The sequence below is a fragment of the Streptomyces sp. NPDC003300 genome (assembly GCF_040610915.1).
Classification (GTDB): Bacteria; Actinomycetota; Actinomycetes; order Streptomycetales; family Streptomycetaceae; genus Actinacidiphila.
In genome coordinates this window covers 16,943-34,088 of sequence record NZ_JBEXNE010000001.1, presented here as the reverse complement: position 1 = coordinate 34,088, position 17,146 = coordinate 16,943, and the positions used below count along the sequence as shown (strand labels likewise).

15 protein-coding genes are annotated in these 17,146 nt (G+C 71.8%); 13 read left to right on the top strand and 2 right to left on the bottom strand.

Features of this window, described 5'->3' with window-relative positions:
- Positions 1-61: 61 nt before the first annotated feature.
- From ABZX65_RS00145 to ABZX65_RS00135, 3 genes are all read left to right on the top strand, one after another.
- Positions 62-1,249 carry a CoA transferase gene (locus ABZX65_RS00145; protein WP_355332553.1) on the top strand — a complete coding sequence of 396 codons (1,188 nt, stop codon included), beginning with the start codon at positions 62-64 and terminating at the stop codon, positions 1,247-1,249.
- A gap of 164 nt (positions 1,250-1,413) precedes the next feature.
- Positions 1,414-3,396 carry a threonine--tRNA ligase gene (gene thrS / locus ABZX65_RS00140; protein ID WP_355332550.1) on the top strand — a complete coding sequence of 661 codons (1,983 nt, stop codon included), beginning with the start codon at positions 1,414-1,416 and terminating at the stop codon, positions 3,394-3,396.
- 70 nt (positions 3,397-3,466) lie between these two features.
- Complete coding sequence (locus ABZX65_RS00135) at positions 3,467-4,024, top strand: HIT domain-containing protein (protein ID WP_188285222.1); 558 nt, start codon at positions 3,467-3,469, stop codon at positions 4,022-4,024.
- Between the two features lie 80 nt (positions 4,025-4,104).
- On the opposite strand, the gene ABZX65_RS00130 is transcribed toward ABZX65_RS00135, so the two are convergent.
- Entirely contained in the window at positions 4,105-5,790 is a 1,686-nt protein-coding gene (locus ABZX65_RS00130) for a hypothetical protein (RefSeq protein ID WP_355332546.1), read from the bottom strand.
- A 204-nt stretch (positions 5,791-5,994) separates the two neighbouring features.
- Positions 5,995-8,229, bottom strand: a complete 2,235-nt coding sequence (locus ABZX65_RS00125) for an elongation factor G-like protein EF-G2 (RefSeq protein WP_355332543.1) — start codon at positions 8,227-8,229, stop codon at positions 5,995-5,997.
- 286 nt (positions 8,230-8,515) lie between these two features.
- Here ABZX65_RS00125 and pgsA point away from each other — a divergent pair, with 286 nt between their 5' ends.
- From pgsA to ruvB, 10 genes are all read left to right on the top strand, one after another.
- Positions 8,516-9,184 carry a phosphatidylinositol phosphate synthase gene (gene pgsA / locus ABZX65_RS00120; RefSeq protein WP_355332539.1) on the top strand — a complete coding sequence of 223 codons (669 nt, stop codon included), beginning with the start codon at positions 8,516-8,518 and terminating at the stop codon, positions 9,182-9,184.
- Positions 9,181-10,329 (top strand): phosphatidylinositol mannoside acyltransferase, encoded by a 1,149-nt coding sequence (locus tag ABZX65_RS00115; RefSeq protein ID WP_355332536.1) that lies wholly within the window; start codon positions 9,181-9,183, stop codon positions 10,327-10,329. Before pgsA ends, ABZX65_RS00115 begins: the two co-directional genes overlap by 4 nt.
- Positions 10,326-11,486 carry a glycosyltransferase family 4 protein gene (locus tag ABZX65_RS00110; protein WP_355332534.1) on the top strand — a complete coding sequence of 387 codons (1,161 nt, stop codon included), beginning with the start codon at positions 10,326-10,328 and terminating at the stop codon, positions 11,484-11,486. Before ABZX65_RS00115 ends, ABZX65_RS00110 begins: the two co-directional genes overlap by 4 nt.
- Positions 11,487-11,488: 2 nt before the next feature.
- Positions 11,489-12,037 (top strand): hypothetical protein, encoded by a 549-nt coding sequence (locus ABZX65_RS00105; RefSeq protein WP_355332532.1) that lies wholly within the window; start codon positions 11,489-11,491, stop codon positions 12,035-12,037.
- A gap of 176 nt (positions 12,038-12,213) precedes the next feature.
- Positions 12,214-13,122 (top strand): pyridoxal 5'-phosphate synthase lyase subunit PdxS, encoded by a 909-nt coding sequence (gene pdxS, locus ABZX65_RS00100; RefSeq protein ID WP_355332529.1) that lies wholly within the window; start codon positions 12,214-12,216, stop codon positions 13,120-13,122.
- A 7-nt stretch (positions 13,123-13,129) separates the two neighbouring features.
- The gene (pdxT, locus tag ABZX65_RS00095) at positions 13,130-13,723 is read left to right on the top strand and encodes a pyridoxal 5'-phosphate synthase glutaminase subunit PdxT (protein WP_355332527.1); all 594 of its coding nucleotides are present in this window, start codon (positions 13,130-13,132) and stop codon (positions 13,721-13,723) included.
- A 66-nt stretch (positions 13,724-13,789) separates the two neighbouring features.
- Positions 13,790-14,542: a YebC/PmpR family DNA-binding transcriptional regulator gene (locus ABZX65_RS00090; RefSeq protein WP_188285213.1), complete on the top strand. Its 753-nt coding sequence runs from the start codon at positions 13,790-13,792 to the stop codon at positions 14,540-14,542.
- 175 nt (positions 14,543-14,717) lie between these two features.
- The gene (gene ruvC, locus ABZX65_RS00085; RefSeq protein ID WP_355332524.1) at positions 14,718-15,257 is read left to right on the top strand and encodes a crossover junction endodeoxyribonuclease RuvC; all 540 of its coding nucleotides are present in this window, start codon (positions 14,718-14,720) and stop codon (positions 15,255-15,257) included.
- Complete coding sequence (gene ruvA, locus ABZX65_RS00080) at positions 15,254-15,865, top strand: Holliday junction branch migration protein RuvA (RefSeq protein ID WP_355332522.1); 612 nt, start codon at positions 15,254-15,256, stop codon at positions 15,863-15,865. The genes ruvC and ruvA overlap by 4 nt, the downstream gene beginning before the upstream one ends.
- Before the next feature lie 84 nt (positions 15,866-15,949).
- A complete protein-coding gene (ruvB, locus tag ABZX65_RS00075; protein WP_355332520.1) occupies positions 15,950-17,014 on the top strand; it encodes a Holliday junction branch migration DNA helicase RuvB in 1,065 nt (354 codons plus the stop codon).
- Positions 17,015-17,146 lie beyond the last annotated feature (132 nt).

The following is a 17,146-nucleotide window of genomic DNA, read 5'->3' as shown; positions in this document are numbered from 1 at the left end:
GGCCCGGTTCCGGGGCCGAGACCGACGTCTTCGAGGAGACCGCGTGCCGACAGGAGATCGCGTGCCGACAGAAGATTCCGTGCCGACGCGATACGCGGCCCCGCGCGGCGGTCCGCTGGCGGGCACCGTCGTGATCGACTGCACGTCGGTGGTGATGGGGCCGTACGCGACCTCGCTGCTGGCCGACCTCGGCGCCGAGGTCGTCAAGGTCGAGCCGCCGGGCGGCGACATCGGGCGCAGGATCGGGCCGACGGCGGCCGACGGTCTCTCGGCCCTGTCGCTCCGACTGCTGCGCAACAAGACCTCCGTGGTGCTCGACCTGGCGACGGGGGAGGACCGACGCCGCTTCACCGACCTGGTGGCCGGGGCCGACGCGGTGGTGACCAACATCCTGCCGAGCGCCCGCGAACGGCTCGGCCTCGACTACGACGCGCTCGCGCGGGTCCGTCCCGACATCGTGCTCTGCACCGGACAGGCGTACAGCTCCCGCTCCGGCCTGCGCGACGTCTCCGGCTACGACGACACGGTCCAGGCGCTGTCCGGCATGGCCGACAGCTACCGCCTGCGCGGCGGCGAACCGGCGTACTCGCCGTCGGTCACGGCCGACAAGACCTGCGGCCTCCTGATGGCGCTCGCGACGGTCTCGGCCCTGTACAGCCGCCTGCGCGACGGCCACGGCCAGTGGGTGGACGTGCCGATGGTCGACAACATGGCCGCGTTCAACCTCGTCGAGCACCTCGCGGGCCACACCTTCGACCCGCCGCGCGGCGACATCGGGTGGGCGCGGTCGCTGGCACCCGCCCGGCGCCCGCATCCGGCCCGCGACGGCTGGGTCTGCGTCATGCCGTACACCGACGCCGACTGGCGGCGCTTCCTCGTGCTCGCCGGGCGTGACGACCTGCTGGACGACCCCCGGTTCGCCACCGCGGGACAGCGCGGCGGCCGGTCGGACGAGGTCCAGGCGGTCATCGCGGACTACGTGTCCGGCCGCACCGTCGCGCGGATCGTGTCGGCGTGCCGGACCGCGAGGATCGCCTGCGCGCCCGTACGCACCCTGGAGTCCCTGGCCGACGACGACTATCTGCGCGAGCGGCGCACCGTGGAGACCCTGGAGCATCCGGCGGTCGGCCGCTACCGGAACGTGCGGCTGCCGCTGGACTTCAGCCGGACACCGCTCGGCGACGACACCCCGGCACCGCCGCTCGGCGGCCCTCCCCAGGGCCTTCCTCAGGACCGGCCCCAGGGATGAGGACCGCGATGCGGCCGGTCGTCGGGGCTCACGGCACCTCGCGCCGCCACCCCCGCGGGTTATCGCTTCGCGGGCAGCCCTCGCGGCTCGGTACGATTCAGCGGTGCGGCGCCCGCCGCCGCCGAGTCACCACAGCCAGCAGGACCTGAGTCAGGAGCAGACCGGTGTCAGATGTCCGTGTGATCATCAAACGCGATTCCGTTGAGCTGGAAGAGCGGACGGTCACGACGGGCACGACCGCGGCCGAACTGTTCCCCGGCGAGCGGTCCGTGATCGCCGCCCGCGTCGGCGGCGAGCTGAAGGACCTCGCATACGCCCTCGCCGACGGCGACGAGGTCGAGCCGGTGGACATCACCAGCCAGGACGGCCTCAACATCCTGCGGCACTCCACCGCGCACGTGATGGCGCAGGCCGTGCAGGAGCTGCACCCCGAGGCCAAGCTCGGCATCGGCCCGCCGGTCAAGGACGGCTTCTACTACGACTTCGACGTCGAGAAGCCGTTCACCCCCGACGACCTCAAGGCCGTCGAGAAGAAGATGCAGGAGATCCAGAAGCGCGGCCAGCGCTTCTCGCGCCGGGTCGTGACCGACGAGGCCGCCCGCGAGGAGCTGGCCGACGAGCCGTACAAGCTGGAGCTGATCGGGCTCAAGGGCGGCGCCGCGTCCTCGGACGACGGCGCGGACGTCGAGGTCGGCGCCGGCGAGCTGACCATCTACGACAACCTGGACGCGAAGACCGGCGAGCTGTGCTGGAAGGACCTCTGCCGGGGCCCGCACCTGCCCAGCACCCGCAACATCCCGGCGTTCAAGCTGATGCGCAACGCGGCGGCGTACTGGCGCGGCAGCGAGAAGAACCCGATGCTCCAGCGGATCTACGGCACCGCCTGGCCCACCAAGGAAGAGCTGAAGGCGCATCTGGACTTCCTGGAGGAGGCCGCCAAGCGCGACCACCGCAAGCTGGGCAACGAGCTGGACCTCTTCTCCATCCCCGAGCAGATCGGCTCGGGCCTCGCGGTCTTCCACCCCAAGGGCGGCATCATCCGCCGCACCATGGAGGACTACTCGCGCAGGCGGCACGAGGAGGAGGGGTACGAGTTCGTCTACACCCCGCACGCCACCAAGGGCACCCTGTTCGAGACCTCGGGCCACCTGGACTGGTACGCCGACGGCATGTACCCGCCCATGCAGCTCGACGAGGGCACGGACTACTACCTCAAGCCCATGAACTGCCCGATGCACAATCTGATCTTCGACGCCCGCGGCCGGTCCTACCGCGAACTGCCGCTGCGGCTCTTCGAGTTCGGCACCGTGTACCGCTACGAGAAGTCCGGCGTCGTGCACGGTCTGACCCGGGCCCGCGGCTTCACCCAGGACGACGCGCACATCTACTGCACCAAGGAGCAGATGGCCGACGAGCTGGACACCACGCTCACCTTCGTGCTGAATCTGCTGCGCGACTACGGACTGACCGACTTCTACCTGGAGCTGTCCACCAAGGACCCGGAGAAGTTCGTCGGCTCCGACGAGGTCTGGGAGGAGGCCACCGAGACGCTGCGCAAGGTGGCCGAGAAGCAGGGGCTGCCGCTGGTCCCCGACCCGGGCGGCGCCGCCTTCTACGGGCCGAAGATCTCCGTGCAGTGCAAGGACGCCATCGGCCGCACCTGGCAGATGTCGACCGTGCAGCTCGACTTCAACCTGCCCGAGCGGTTCAACCTGGAGTACACCGGCCCCGACGGGACCAAGCACCGCCCGGTGATGATCCACCGCGCGCTGTTCGGCTCGATCGAGCGGTTCTTCGCCGTGCTGCTCGAGCACTACGCGGGCGCCTTCCCGGCCTGGCTCGCCCCGGTGCAGGCGGTCGGCATCCCGATCGGCGACGCGCACGTGCCGTACCTCCAGGAGTTCGCGGCGGAGGCCAGGCGCAAGGGCCTGCGGGTCGACGTGGACGCGTCCTCCGACCGCATGCAGAAGAAGATCCGCAACCAGCAGAAGCTGAAGGTGCCCTACATGGTCATCGTCGGCGACGAGGACATGTCCGGCGGCACGGTCTCCTTCCGCTACCGCGACGGCTCGCAGAAGAACGGCATTCCGCGCGACGAGGCCATCGCCGAGATGATGGACGCCGTGGAGCGCCGCATCCAGGTCTGACGGCGCCGAGGTCCGCCGCCCGTGAGATCCGGGACTTCCCCCGCAGCACGCGTGCTCCGGGGGAAGTCCTATGCTGAACGGCATGACGAGTGAGCCGGAACAGCAGATCGGAGCGGGGGTGCCGGACGCGTTCCAGCGCCTGTGGACCCCGCACCGGATGGCGTACATCCAGGGCGAGAACAAGCCCACCGGCCCCGGTGCCGGTGACGGATGTCCGTTCTGCGCGGTCCCGGCCGAGTCCGACGAGGACGGCCTCGTCATCGCGCGCGGCGAGCACGTGTACGCGGTGCTCAACCTGTACCCGTACAACAGCGGGCACCTCATGGTGGTGCCCTACCGGCACGTCGCGGACTACACCGAGCTGGACGGCGCCGAGACGGCGGAACTGGCCGTGCTGACCAAGCAGGCGATGACCGCCCTGCGGTCCGCCTCCGGCGCGCAGGGCTTCAACATCGGGATGAACCAGGGCGATGTGGCGGGCGCCGGGATCGCCGCGCACCTGCACCAGCACGTGGTGCCGCGCTGGGGCGGCGACGTCAACTTCATGCCGGTCGTCGGACACACGAAGGTGCTGCCGCAGCTCCTCGCCGACACCCGCAAGATGCTCGCGGACGTCTGGCCCTCCTGACGGACGTCCCGTCGCCCTGAAACGTCCCGTCGCCCTGAACCCCGCATGAGCGGGAGCCGGAGCCGGAGCCCGGACAGGTCCTAGGCGTCGTACGCGTCGGCCTTCCTGGGCTCCACGCTCTGCGACAGACCGCTCAGCATCATCGAGCGGCTGGTGAAGTGCGAGGTGTCCACGCCGTTCTCGCTCATCACCTGGATCGCGGCGGCGTGCACCGCCCGCAGCACCGGAGTGGCCGCGCGCAGCGCGTCGTCGGCCATGAACCGGTGCTTCCACGGCTTGTCGGCCCACGTGTGCCGCAGCCCGAACGGCTCGGGCAGCTTCAGCGTGCCGCCGAGGTAGTCCAGCACGGCGGGGAAGCGGGTCAGCGGCGCGCGGGCGGCCAGCCGTACCACCTCGTCCGACTCGATCAGCGGGAGCTGTACGGTCCTGGTCTCCCAGAACTTCACCGGCTTGGTGATCGTCTTCTCCTTCGCGGGCGGCCCGGAGGTGAAGATCCCGTGGATCGGGCCGAGCGCGTGCCCGGTGACCTCGATCCGCAGGGTGTGCGCCAGCACCGTCACCGTCGTCATCAGCGTGATGACGAGATTGCCGTCCCAGAGGGTGAACTGGATGCCCAGATAGTGCCGGTTGCCCTTGCCGAACTGCTGCGTGTTGCAGATCCGCTGGATCTCGAAGTCCTTGACCGAGAACGAGTCGACCTCGGGTCCGGTGGGCCGGGAGATCTTGCCCGCGCCCTCGCCGACCGGCACCACGACCCAGTGCTTTATCGACGGCTTGGGGAAGCCGCCGGTGTGCAGCGGGCCGCGCTCGATCATCCGTAGCTGGTCGTGGATGGCGCGGATGACGTCCCAGCTCCGGAACGGGTGGATCTCGGCCAGCCCCTCGCGCGGGATCAGCTCCTCGGCCATCTGCCAGTTCGCCCAGCGGCTGCCCATGCCGAGTATGCCCTTGGGCCCCGCGTAGAAGACGACATTGCTGTTCTGCTCCGCGGACAGCTTGGCCAGGCTCTGCCGCAGCAGCTCCGCGCGGGTCTGGTTGGGGTTGCGCGGCACCGCCTCGGGGATCTTCGCGCCGACCGCGGTGCCCGCGACCAGGCCCGCCCAGCGGCTGCGCAGATCCTTCGCGGTGGCCTCGCAGATCCGCTTCGCCCAGAACCAGCCGATGATCGGCGCGATCATCAGGACGCGGAAATACTGCTGCCAGAAACCGCTGAACGGCGGCCGTACCGCGAGCAGCACGGTGAAGGCGGCGGCCACGGCCAGCACGACGGCCCCGAAGGCCCCCGACTTGTTGCCCCGCGCCTTCAGCGACCCGAGCGACTTGCGCAACTGGAAGGCGCCGAGCCAGAGCAGCACGCCGGGCAGGAACAGCACCCCGCACACGCCCATCACCACGGTCAGCCGGTTGTCGCGCTCCTGCCGAATCCGGTTGGCGGCCAGCGCGTGCTCCACCACGGTCTGCGGCACCACACCGAAGGACTGCACCAGTTCACTGCGCGCCGCGCCCAGCATCCTGACCTGGATGGCGCGGGAGAACGCCTCGCCCAGATTCGGCGCGAACAGCGACAGCCGCGGCGCCTTGACGCTCGCCTCGCTGTTGGCGTCGACCAGCGTCGTCACCGGAGTGTCGCGGTACGCGGCGGACGCCAGCGCCTGGGTCGCACCGGTCTCACCGTCGCTGCCGGTCAGCGGAATCTGCGCACCTGGGCTGAAATCGAACCCGATACCGTCCGTCACCACAGGCCCCCAGTCGCCAGTCCCGTACATCCACCGGTTCACCGGTCCATACGGCTCCGACCGGCCCATTCCCCGCACGGGTGAACGTCACACGTTCGGAGCAGTCTCCAGATTAGCGGCGCGACGGCCCGCGGCGTGGCCGCGAGCCGCCGATTGGCCAGCGGACATGTCCACTTGGCGACTTAGCGGCGCTGTTCCGGCGTCCGCCGGCGCTGATTCTCCGTCGCGCGCCCGTCATCTGCCGTGCGCGGTCGCCTCGTCCTTCTCCTCCTGCCGGCGCAGTCTCGTGGCCAGTTGGGCGGGCATCGGCTCGTGCCGCGCGTAGTGCCGGCTGAACCGGCCGGTGCCGTGCGACAGCGACCGCAGATCGACGGCGTAGCGGCCGATCTCGATCTCCGGGACCTCGGCGCGCACCACCGACCGCCCCTCTGCGGCCGGTTCGGTGCCCAGCACCCGGCCGCGCCGCCCCGACAGATCGCTCATCACCGAACCGACGTACGCGTCCGGCACCAGCACGCCGACCTCGCAGACCGGTTCCAGCAGATGGATGGGCGCGCCCGCGGCGGCCTCGCGCAGGGCGAGCGCGCCCGCGGTCTGGAAGGCGGCGTCGGAGGAGTCCACCGAGTGCGCCTTGCCGTCGGTGAGGGTGACCCGGATGTCGACCACCGAGAAGCCGAGCGCGACCCCGCGGGCGGCCTGGGTGCGGACGCCCTTCTCCACCGACGGGATGAACTGCCGCGGCACCGCCCCGCCGATCACCTTGTCCACGAACTCGATGCCGGAGCCGACCGGCAGCGGCTCCACCTGGATGTCGCAGATCGCGAACTGCCCGTGCCCGCCGGACTGTTTGACGTGCCGCCCGCGGGCCGTCACCGGCTCGCCGAAGGTCTCCCGCAGCGACACCTTGTGCGGCACCGCGTCGACCTGCACCCCGTACCGGTTGCGCAGCCGCTCCAGGGCGACGTCGGCGTGCGCCTCGCCCAGGCACCACAGGACGACCTGCCGGGTGTCCGGATTCTGTTCGAGACGCATCGTCGGGTCCTCGGCGACCAGCCGCGCCAGGCCCTGGGAGAGCTTGTCCTCGTCGGCCTTGCTGTGCGCCTCGATGGCGATCGGCAGCAGCGGGTCCGGCATCACCCACGGCTCCATCAGCAGCGGCCCGTCCTTGGCCGAGAGCGTGTCGCCGGTCTCGGCGCGGGTCAGCTTGGCCACGCACACCAGATCGCCCGCGCCCGCCGAGGGCACCGGCCGCTGGTGCTTGCCGAAGGGCGACGACAGCGCCCCGACCCGCTCGTCCACGTCGTGGTCCTCGTGCCCGCGGTCCTCCATGCCGTGGCCCGACACGTGCACCGTCTCGTCCGGCCGCAGGGTGCCGGAGAAGACCCGCACCAGACTGATCCGGCCCACGTACGGGTCCGAGGACGTCTTGACCACCTCGGCGGCCAGCGGCCCCTCCGGGTCGCAGACCAGCGCGGGGCGCCCGCCGCCGTCCGGCGTCGTGACCGGCGGCGCCTCCCGCTCCAGCGGGGTCGGGAAGCCGCCGGTGATCAGCTCCAGCAGCTCCACGGTGCCCAGGCCCTGCCGGGCGCCGTCCGCGGCGGGCGCGGCGGCCAGCACCGGGTGGAAGGAGCCGCGCGCCACCGCCCGCTCCAGGTCGTCGACGAGCGTCTTGACGTCCAGTTCCTCGCCGCCGAGGTAGCGGTCCATCAAGGTCTCGTCCTCGCTCTCGGCGATGATCCCCTCGATGAGCCGGTTGCGCGCCTGCTCCACCAGCGGCGCCAGCGCCGCGTCCGGCTCGGCCTCGGCCCGCTCGCCGGACGCGTAGTCGTACACCCGCTGCGAGAGCAGCCCCGCCAGGCCCGTCACCGGGGCATGGCCGTCGGGGCCCGCGGGCCCGTGCACCGGCAGATACAGCGGCAGCACCGAATCGGGGGAGTCGCCGCCCAGCTCCGCCGCGCACTGCGCCGCCATCTCCTCGAAACCGGCCCGCACCGACTCCAGGTGCGTCACCACGACCGCCCGCGGCATCCCGACGGCCGCGCACTCCTCCCACACCATCCGGGTCGCGCCGCCTATGCCCTCGCCGTCCTGCGCGGCCGACACGACGAACAGGGCCGCGTCCGCGGCGCGCAGACCGGCCCTCAACTCCCCGACGAAATCGGCGTATCCGGGAGTGTCCAGCAAATTGACCTTGATCCCGCCCCACTCCACGGGGACGAGCGAGAGCTGTACGGAGCGCTGCTGCCGCTGCTCGATCTCGTCGTGGTCGGACACCGAGCCGCCGTCCTCGACCCGGCCCGCCCGGTTCACCGCGCCGGTGGTCAGCGCCAGCGCCTCCACCAATGTCGTCTTGCCCGATCCGCAATGGCCGACCAGCACCACATTGCGCACGTTCTCGGGGCGGTCGGCCGCCGGTGCCCTTCCGGCGGCTCCTGGCTGTGCGTCTCTCCTGTCCGCTGCACCACCCACGCGTTCTCGCCTCCCGGTCCTCACTGCACGGACCGCGCCCTCGGTGGGGGGCGCGTCACAGGGGCGCCACGGGAGACCGCTCCACGCACAGGCGGCCTCGACGACGCCCGCGGTCTTTCGACCTTCCCACGGCCGTCCGGGTGCGTCCATACGTCGTACGCCGGGCCGCCGCCCCCGCCGCTCCGGCACGGCCTGGGACATCCGGTGCGCGCGGGCTGGCTACGATGGGCCATCCGGCTGCCGCTCCGGCCGCCGTGACACCATCCTCCGACCTGTCGGGAAGGCCATGCTGAACAAGTACGCGCGTGCGTTCTTCACGCGTGTTCTCACGCCGTTCGCCGCATTTCTGCTCCGCAAGGGGGTCAGCCCCGACGCGGTGACCCTGCTCGGCACCGCGGGTGTCATGGCGGGCGCACTGGCCTTCTATCCCAGGGGCGAGTTCTTCTGGGGCACCGTGGTGATCACGCTCTTCGTCTTCTCCGACCTGGTGGACGGCAACATGGCCCGCCAGGCCGGGGTCTCCAGCCGCTGGGGCGCCTTCCTCGACTCGACCCTCGACCGGGTCGCCGACGCGGGCATCTTCGGCGGACTCGCCATGTGGTACGCGGGCCGCGGCGACGACCTCGTGCTGTGCGCGGTGACGATCTTCTGCCTGGCCAGCGGCCAGGTGGTGTCCTACACCAAGGCGCGCGGCGAGGCGATCGGCCTGCCGGTGAACGTCAACGGCCTGGTCGAGCGCGCCGAGCGCCTGGTGATCACGCTGACCCTGTGCGGCTTCGCCGGCCTGCACAAATTCGGCGTCCCCGGCATCCAGTACCTGCTGCCGATCGCCCTGTGGGCGGTCGCCGCGGGCAGCCTGGTCACCCTCGTCCAGCGGGTCGTCACCGTACGCCGCGAGTCCGCGGAGGCCGACGCCGCAGCCGCCGCCACCTCGGGGCAGGGGAGCAGCGCGTGAGCGAGGACGCCTCCCGGGCCGCGCGGCTCAGGGGGAGCCTCGCCGACGGGCTCTACGGGCTCGGCTGGAGCGCGGTCAAGACGCTGCCGGAACCGGCCGCCCGAGCGCTCGGCCGCGCCATCGCGGACGTCACGTGGCGGCAGCGCGGCAAGGGCGTCCGACGCCTCGAGGCCAACCTGGTCCGGGTCGTGCCGGACGCCGACGAGGCACGGCTGCGCGCGCTGTCGCGCTCGGTCATGCGGTCCTACCTGCGCTACTGGATGGAGTCCTTCCGGCTCCCGGCCTGGAGCAAGGACCGCATCCGCGGCGGCTTCGACCCCGCCGACGTCCACTACCTGACCGACGGCCTCGCCGCCGGACGCGGCGTCATCCTGGCGCTGCCGCACATGGCCAACTACGACCTGGCCGGCGCCTGGGTGACCACCGCGCTCGACACCCCCTTCACCACCGTCGCCGAGCGCCTGAAGCCCGAGACGCTGTACGACCGCTTCGTCGCCTACCGCGAGAGCCTGGGCATGGAGGTGCTGCCGCACACCGGCGGCGCCGCCTTCGGCACCCTGGCCCGGCGGCTGCGGTCCGGCGGCCTGGTCTGCCTGGTCGCCGACCGCGACCTGTCGGCCAGCGGCGTCGAGGTCGACTTCTTCGGCGAGCGGACCCGGCTGCCCGCGGGCCCGGCCATGCTCGCCCAGCAGACCGGAGCGCTGCTGCTCCCCGTCACCCTCTGGTACGACGAGTCGCCCGTCATGCGCGGTCGCGTCCACCCGCCGGTCGAGGTCCCCGCGACCGGCGACCGTACGTCCAAGACGGCCGCGATGACGCAGCGACTGGCCGACGCGTACGCCTCCGGCATCGCCGAGCACCCCGAGGACTGGCACATGCTGCAACGCCTGTGGCTGTCCGACCTCGAACCCCGCCCCGAACCCCCGGCGGGCGGCGCCGACACGGCGGGGGAGAGCGCGGGAGCAACGGCGGAGGGCACGTCCGGCGTCTCCCCGCGGGGCGGCCCGGGCACCGCCGCGGCCGAAGGCGCCGGTAGGGCCGACGGCACGGACGGCGCCCACAGCACGGCCGGCACGGACGGCCCGTCGGGCGCGGGCGGTACGGCCGGCGGCCCACCTGACCACTCCGGAACGGAGAAAACGTGAGGATCGGGATCGTCTGCCCGTACTCCTGGGACGTCCCCGGCGGCGTCCAGTTCCACATCCGCGACCTCGCCGAGCACCTGATCGGCCTCGGCCACGAGGTCTCCGTGCTCGCCCCCGCCGACGACGAGACACCGCTGCCGCCGTACGTGGTGTCGGCGGGCCGCGCCGTGCCGGTCCCGTACAACGGCTCGGTCGCCCGGCTCAACTTCGGCTTCCTGTCCGCCGCCCGGGTCCGCCGCTGGCTGCACGACGGCAACTTCGACGTCATCCACATCCACGAACCCGCCTCGCCCTCGCTCGGCCTGCTGGCCTGCTGGGCGGCGCAGGGCCCGATCGTGGCCACCTTCCACACCTCCAACCCGCGGTCGCGCGCGATGATCGCCGCGTACCCGATCCTGCAACCCGCGCTGGAGAAGATCAGGGCCCGGATCGCGGTCAGCGAGTACGCCCGCCGCACCCTGGTCGAGCACCTGGGCGGCGACGCGGTCGTCATCCCCAACGGCGTCGACGTGGACTTCTTCGCGCGGGCCGAGCCCAAGAAGGAGTGGCAGGGCGGCACGATCGGCTTCATCGGGCGGATCGACGAGCCGCGCAAGGGCCTGCCCGTGCTGATCCGGGCACTGCCGAAGATCCTCGCCGAACGGCCCGGCACCCGGCTGCTGGTCGCGGGCCGCGGCGACGAGGAGGAGGCCGTCGAGTCGCTGCCCGAGGCGATGCGCGACCGGGTCGAATTCCTCGGCATGGTCAGCGACGAGGACAAGGCGCGGCTGCTGCGCAGCGTCGACGTCTACGTGGCGCCCAACACCGGCGGCGAGTCGTTCGGGATCATCCTGGTCGAGGCGATGTCGGCGGGCGCCGCCGTGCTCGCCAGCGACCTCGACGCCTTCGCGCAGGTCCTCGACCAGGGCGCGGCGGGCGAACTCTTCGCCAACGAGGACGCCGACGCGCTCGCCGCCGCCGCCCTGCGGCTGCTCGGCGACCCCGCCCGCCGTACCGAACTGCGCACCCGCGGCAGCGCCCATGTGCGGCGATTCGACTGGTCGGTGGTCGGCGGTGACATCCTGTCCGTCTACGAGACCGTCACCGACGGCGCCGCGCATGTCGCCGCGGACGAACGCACCAGCCTTCGGGCGAGATTCGGCCTGGCAAGGGACTGACAGTGACCACTATCATCTGGGTCGCGGTCGCGATCGTCGCGATCGGCCTCTACCTGAGCTGGACGGCCGGGCGCCTCGACCGCCTGCACGCCCGGATCGACGCGGCGCGCGCCGCCCTGGACGCGCAACTGCTGCGCCGCGCCTCGGTCGCCCAGGAACTGGCCACGGCCGGTGTGCTGGACCCGGCCGCGTCGATCGTGCTGTACGAGTCCGCGCACGCCGCCCGGCAGGCCGAGCCGGAGCAGCGGGAGGTCGCCGAGAGCGAGCTGAGCCAGGCGCTGCGCGCGGTCTTCTCCGAGCCGGGCGCGGTCGCCGAGATCGGGGAGGCGCCGGGCGGCACCGAGGCGATCAAGGAGCTGACCCAGTCGGTACGGCGGGTGCCGATGGCCCGGCGCTTCCACAACGACGCGGTCCGCGCCGCGCGGGCGGTCCGCAGACACCGCGTGGTGCGCTGGTTCCGGCTCGCGGGCCACGCACCCTTCCCGCTGGCCTTCGAGATGGACGACGAGCCGCCGGTGCCGCTCACGGCGGACGGCGCCGGGTCGCACTGAACGCCCCGGCACCACGGAGCGCACCGGCACCCGCCGGACACACCGATCCGCGCGGGCCACACGGCCACCCGCCGGCCCGCGGGGAGCCACCGCGGCGGAATTGGCCCTTTCCCGCCCCCGGCGACCGGCCGGACCATGGAGAAAAGCCACCGATTTCGTCAGCGAGTGAGGTCACCGTGTCCACCAGCCCCTCCGCCACCACCCCCGAGACCGGCACCGCACGCGTCAAGCGCGGTATGGCCGAGCAGCTCAAGGGCGGCGTGATCATGGATGTCGTCACCCCGGAGCAGGCGAAGATCGCCGAGGACGCGGGCGCCGTCGCCGTCATGGCACTGGAGCGGGTTCCGGCCGACATCCGCGCGCAGGGCGGTGTGGCCCGGATGTCCGACCCGGACATGATCGAGGGCATCATCAACGCGGTGTCCATCCCCGTGATGGCCAAGTCCCGGATCGGCCACTTCGTCGAGGCCCAGGTCCTCCAGGCGCTCGGCGTCGACTACATCGACGAGTCCGAGGTGCTGACCCCCGCCGACGAGGTCAACCACTCCGACAAGTGGGCCTACACCACCCCCTTCGTCTGCGGCGCCACCAACCTCGGCGAGGCCCTGCGCCGGATCGCCGAGGGCGCGGCCATGATCCGCTCCAAGGGCGAGGCCGGCACCGGCAACGTGGTCGAGGCCGTCCGCCACCTGCGCCAGATCAAGGGCGAGATCTCCCGCCTCAAGGGCCTGGACAACAACGAGCTGTACGCCGCCGCCAAGGACCTGCGCGCCCCGTACGAGCTGGTCAAGGAGGTGTCGGTGCTGGGCAAGCTGCCCGTCGTGCTGTTCTCCGCGGGCGGTGTGGCCACCCCGGCCGACGCCGCCCTGATGCGCCAGCTCGGCGCCGAGGGCGTCTTCGTCGGCTCCGGCATCTTCAAGTCCGGCGACCCGGCCAAGCGCGCCGCCGCGATCGTCCGCGCCACCACCTTCTTCGACGACCCGAAGGTCATCGCGGACGCCTCCCGCAACCTCGGCGAGGCCATGGTCGGCATCAACATCGACACCCTCCCGGAGTCCGAGCACTACGCCAACCGCGGCTGGTAAGGCGACGATGACCAGCTCTCCCACGATCGGCGTCCTGGCACTCCAGGGCGACGTCCGGGAGCATCTGACGGCACTGGCCGCGGCGGACGCCGCGGCCGGTCCCGTCCGGCGCCCGGAGGAACTGGCCGGAATCGACGGCCTGGTGATACCCGGCGGCGAGTCCACCACCATCTCCAAGCTCGCCGTGCTCTTCGGCCTGATGGAACCGCTGCGCGAGGCGATCCGCGGCGGCCTGCCGGTCTACGGCACCTGCGCGGGACTGATCATGCTCGCCGACAAGATCCTCGACCCCAGGTCCGGCCAGGAGACCTTCGGCGGCATCGACATGATCGTCCGCCGCAACGCCTTCGGCAGGCAGAACGAGTCCTTCGAAGCGGTCGTCGACGTCACGGGCGTCGAGGGCGGCCCGGTCGAGGGCGTCTTCATCCGCGCGCCGTGGGTCGAGTCGGTGGGTGCGGACGTGGAGGTGCTCGCCGAGTACGGTGGCCACATCGTCGCCGTCCGTCAGCGCAATGTGCTCGCCACGTCGTTCCATCCCGAACTGACCGGCGACCACCGGGTCCATGAATTCTTCGTGGACACTGTGCGCGCGGCGGGCTGACCGGATCCCGGTAGGATCGACGGCGCGACGAAAGACAGCATTTGGTGACGCGAAGGAGACAGTCGGATGTCCGGCCACTCTAAATGGGCTACGACCAAGCACAAGAAGGCCGTGATCGATGCCAAGCGCGGCAAGCTCTTCGCGAAGCTGATCAAGAACATCGAGGTCGCGGCGCGGACCGGTGGCGCCGACCCGGACGGCAACCCGACGCTGTTCGACGCCATCCAGAAGGCGAAGAAGAGCTCGGTACCGAACAAGAACATCGACAGCGCGGTCAAGCGCGGCGCCGGTCTCGAAGCCGGTGGCGCCGACTACCAGACGATCATGTACGAGGGCTACGGTCCCAACGGTGTCGCGGTGCTCATCGAGTGCCTGACCGACAACCGCAACCGCGCCGCGTCCGACGTGCGGGTGGCCATGACCCGCAACGGCGGCTCGATGGCCGATCCGGGCTCGGTGTCGTACCTGTTCAACCGCAAGGGCGTGGTGATCGTCCCCAAGGCTGAGCTGGGCGAGGACGACGTGCTGGACGCGGTGCTCGACGCGGGCGCCGAGGAGGTCAACGACCTCGGTGAGTCCTTCGAGGTGATCAGCGAGGCCACCGACCTGGTGCCGGTCCGCAAGGCGCTCCAGGAGGCCGGGATCGACTACGACTCGGCCGACGCCAACTTCCTGCCCACCATGCAGGTGGAGCTGGACGAGGACGGCGCGCGCAAGATCTTCAAGCTCATCGACGCGCTGGAGGACAGCGACGACGTGCAGAACGTCTTCGCCAACTTCGACGTCTCCGACGAGGTCATGGAGAAGGTCGACGCCTGAGCCGCGCTCAGGCGGTGACGCCGGGGCCGCGCGCGAGCGGACCCTGACGGACGGTCAGCCGGAGGGGCCGACGGGACACACCCCGTCGGCCCCTCCGCTGTTTGTCGGCCCCAACCGATAACCTGCACGAACAGGTTGGCGAAGACGGCGGCTGACGGGCGCGGAAGGGGGCGGCATGCGAGTGCTCGGCGTGGACCCGGGTCTGACCCGGTGCGGCATCGGAGTGGTGGACGGCGTTCCCGGACGCCCGCTGACGATGGTCGGCGTCGGCGTCGTACGCACCCCGGCCGACGCGGAGATCGGCGACCGGCTCGTCCTGATCGAGTGCGGCATCGAGGAGTGGCTCGACGAACACCGCCCGGAGGCGGTCGCCGTGGAGCGGGTCTTCAGCCAGCACAATGTGCGCACCGTGATGGGCACCGCCCAGGCGAGCGCGGTCGCCATGCTGTGCGCCGCCCGCCGCGGCCTGCCCGTCCACCTGCACACCCCCAGCGAGGTCAAGGCCGCCGTCACCGGCAGCGGCCGGGCCGACAAGGCGCAGGTCGGCGCGATGGTGACCCGGCTGCTGCGGCTCGACGCCCCGCCGAAACCGGCCGACGCCGCCGACGCGCTGGCACTGGCCATCTGTCACATCTGGCGCGGCGCCGCCACCAACCGCCTCCAGCAGGCCATCGCCGCCCACCGCCCCGTACGACCCCAGGAGTCCGCCAAGTGATCGCCTTCGTCAGCGGCCAGGTCGCCGCGCTCGCCCCCGACACCGCGGTCATCGAGGTCGGCGGCGTGGGCATGGCCGTCCAGTGCGCCCCGAACACCCTGGCCGCGCTGCGGATCGGCCAGCCCGCCAAGCTCGCCACCTCCCTGGTGGTCCGCGAGGACTCGCTCACCCTCTACGGCTTCGCGGACGAGGACGAGCGGCAGGTCTTCGAACTGCTCCAGACCGTCAGCGGAGTCGGCCCCAGACTCGCCCAGACGATGCTCGCCGTGCACACCCCGGACGCGTTGCGCTCCGCGGTCGCGGTCGGCGACGAGAAGGCGCTGACCGCGGTGCCCGGCATCGGCAAGAAGGGAGCGCAGCGGCTGCTCCTGGAGCTGAAGGACCGGCTGGGCGAACCGGTCGGCTCCGGCGCGGACCGGGGAATCGGCAGCCCGGTCGGCGACTCCTGGCGCGAGCAGCTGCACGCCGCGCTGCTCAGCCTCGGCTACGCCACCCGCGAGGCCGACGAGGCGGTCGCCGCCGTCACCCCGCAGGCCGAGGCCGAGCGGGAGCCGAACGTCGGCGCGCTGCTGCGCGCGGCCCTCCAGACCCTCAACCGCACCCGCTGACCGCCCTGTTGACGCCGCCGGCCGCACCCGTACCGGTGACGCCGGTCCGTACCGCCGACCCCACACCGACCCGAGAGACCAACCATGAACTGGGACGACGCCACCGACGAGCGGCCGGAGCGACTGGTCGGCGCCACCGCCGACCATGAGGACCAGGCGGTCGAGGCGGCGCTGCGCCCCAAGGACCTGGGGGAGTTCATCGGGCAGGAGCGCGTACGGCAGCAGCTCGACCTGGTGCTCAGGGCCGCCCGCCAGCGCCAGGGCACCGCGGACCACGTCCTGCTCTCCGGCGCCCCCGGCCTCGGCAAGACGACGCTGTCGATGATCATCGCGGCCGAGATGGGCGTGCCCATCCGGATCACCTCGGGACCCGCCATCCAGCACGCGGGCGACCTCGCCGCGATCCTGTCCTCGCTCCAGGAGGGCGAGGTGCTCTTCCTCGACGAGATCCACCGGATGTCACGGCCCGCCGAGGAAATGCTCTACATGGCGATGGAGGACTACCGGGTCGACGTGATCGTCGGCAAGGGCCCCGGCGCGACCGCGATCCCGCTGGAACTGCCGCCCTTCACCCTGGTCGGCGCCACCACCAGGGCCGGACTGCTGCCGCCCCCGCTGCGCGACCGCTTCGGCTTCACCGGCCACATGGAGTTCTACGCCCCCGCCGAACTGGAGAAGGTCATCCGCCGCTCCTCCGGGCTGCTGGACGTCGAGGTCGCCGACGACGGCGCCGCCGAGATCGCCGGACGCTCCCGCGGCACCCCCCGGATCGCCAACCGGCTGCTGCGCCGGGTCCGCGACTACGCCCAGGTCAGGGCGGACGGTGTGATCAGCCGGGAGATCGCCGCCAAGGCGCTGGAGGTCTACGAGGTGGACGAGCGCGGTCTCGACCGGCTGGACCGGGCCGTGCTCCAGGCGCTGCTGAAGCTCTTCGGCGGCGGGCCCGTCGGCCTGTCCACGCTCGCCGTCGCGGTCGGCGAGGAGCGCGAGACCGTCGAGGAGGTCGCCGAGCCGTTCCTCGTCAGGGAGGGCCTGCTGGCCCGGACACCGCGCGGCCGGGTGGCCACGCCCGCGGCCTGGACGCACCTCGGTCTGGTACCGCCGCACAATCCCGCCGGACCCGGACAGAGCGGGTTGTTCGGACCCTGACCGCCGATAGACTCGCCCCTTCAGGAACCCCAGTGCCATGCTTGGCGTTGTTCAGGCGGCGAGCCAGCGCTTAGACTCCGCCGACGCCCTTCCTCCGGATCGGCACCCACATCCCGAAACCCAGGCCAGCCC

Bases quoted from the DNA above. Each gene is read 5' to 3' on its own strand.
- ABZX65_RS00135 (WP_188285222.1), top strand. From the start codon at position 3,467: ATGCTGAACGGCATGACGAGTGAGCCGGAACAGCAGATCGGAGCGGGG.
- ABZX65_RS00130 (WP_355332546.1), bottom strand. From the start codon at position 5,790: ATGTACGGGACTGGCGACTGGGGGCCTGTGGTGACGGACGGTATCGGG.
- pgsA (WP_355332539.1), top strand. From the start codon at position 8,516: ATGCTGAACAAGTACGCGCGTGCGTTCTTCACGCGTGTTCTCACGCCG.
- pdxT (WP_355332527.1), top strand. From the start codon at position 13,130: ATGACCAGCTCTCCCACGATCGGCGTCCTGGCACTCCAGGGCGACGTC.
- ABZX65_RS00090 (WP_188285213.1), top strand. From the start codon at position 13,790: ATGTCCGGCCACTCTAAATGGGCTACGACCAAGCACAAGAAGGCCGTG.
- ruvC (WP_355332524.1), top strand. From the start codon at position 14,718: ATGCGAGTGCTCGGCGTGGACCCGGGTCTGACCCGGTGCGGCATCGGA.
- ruvB (WP_355332520.1), top strand. From the start codon at position 15,950: ATGAACTGGGACGACGCCACCGACGAGCGGCCGGAGCGACTGGTCGGC.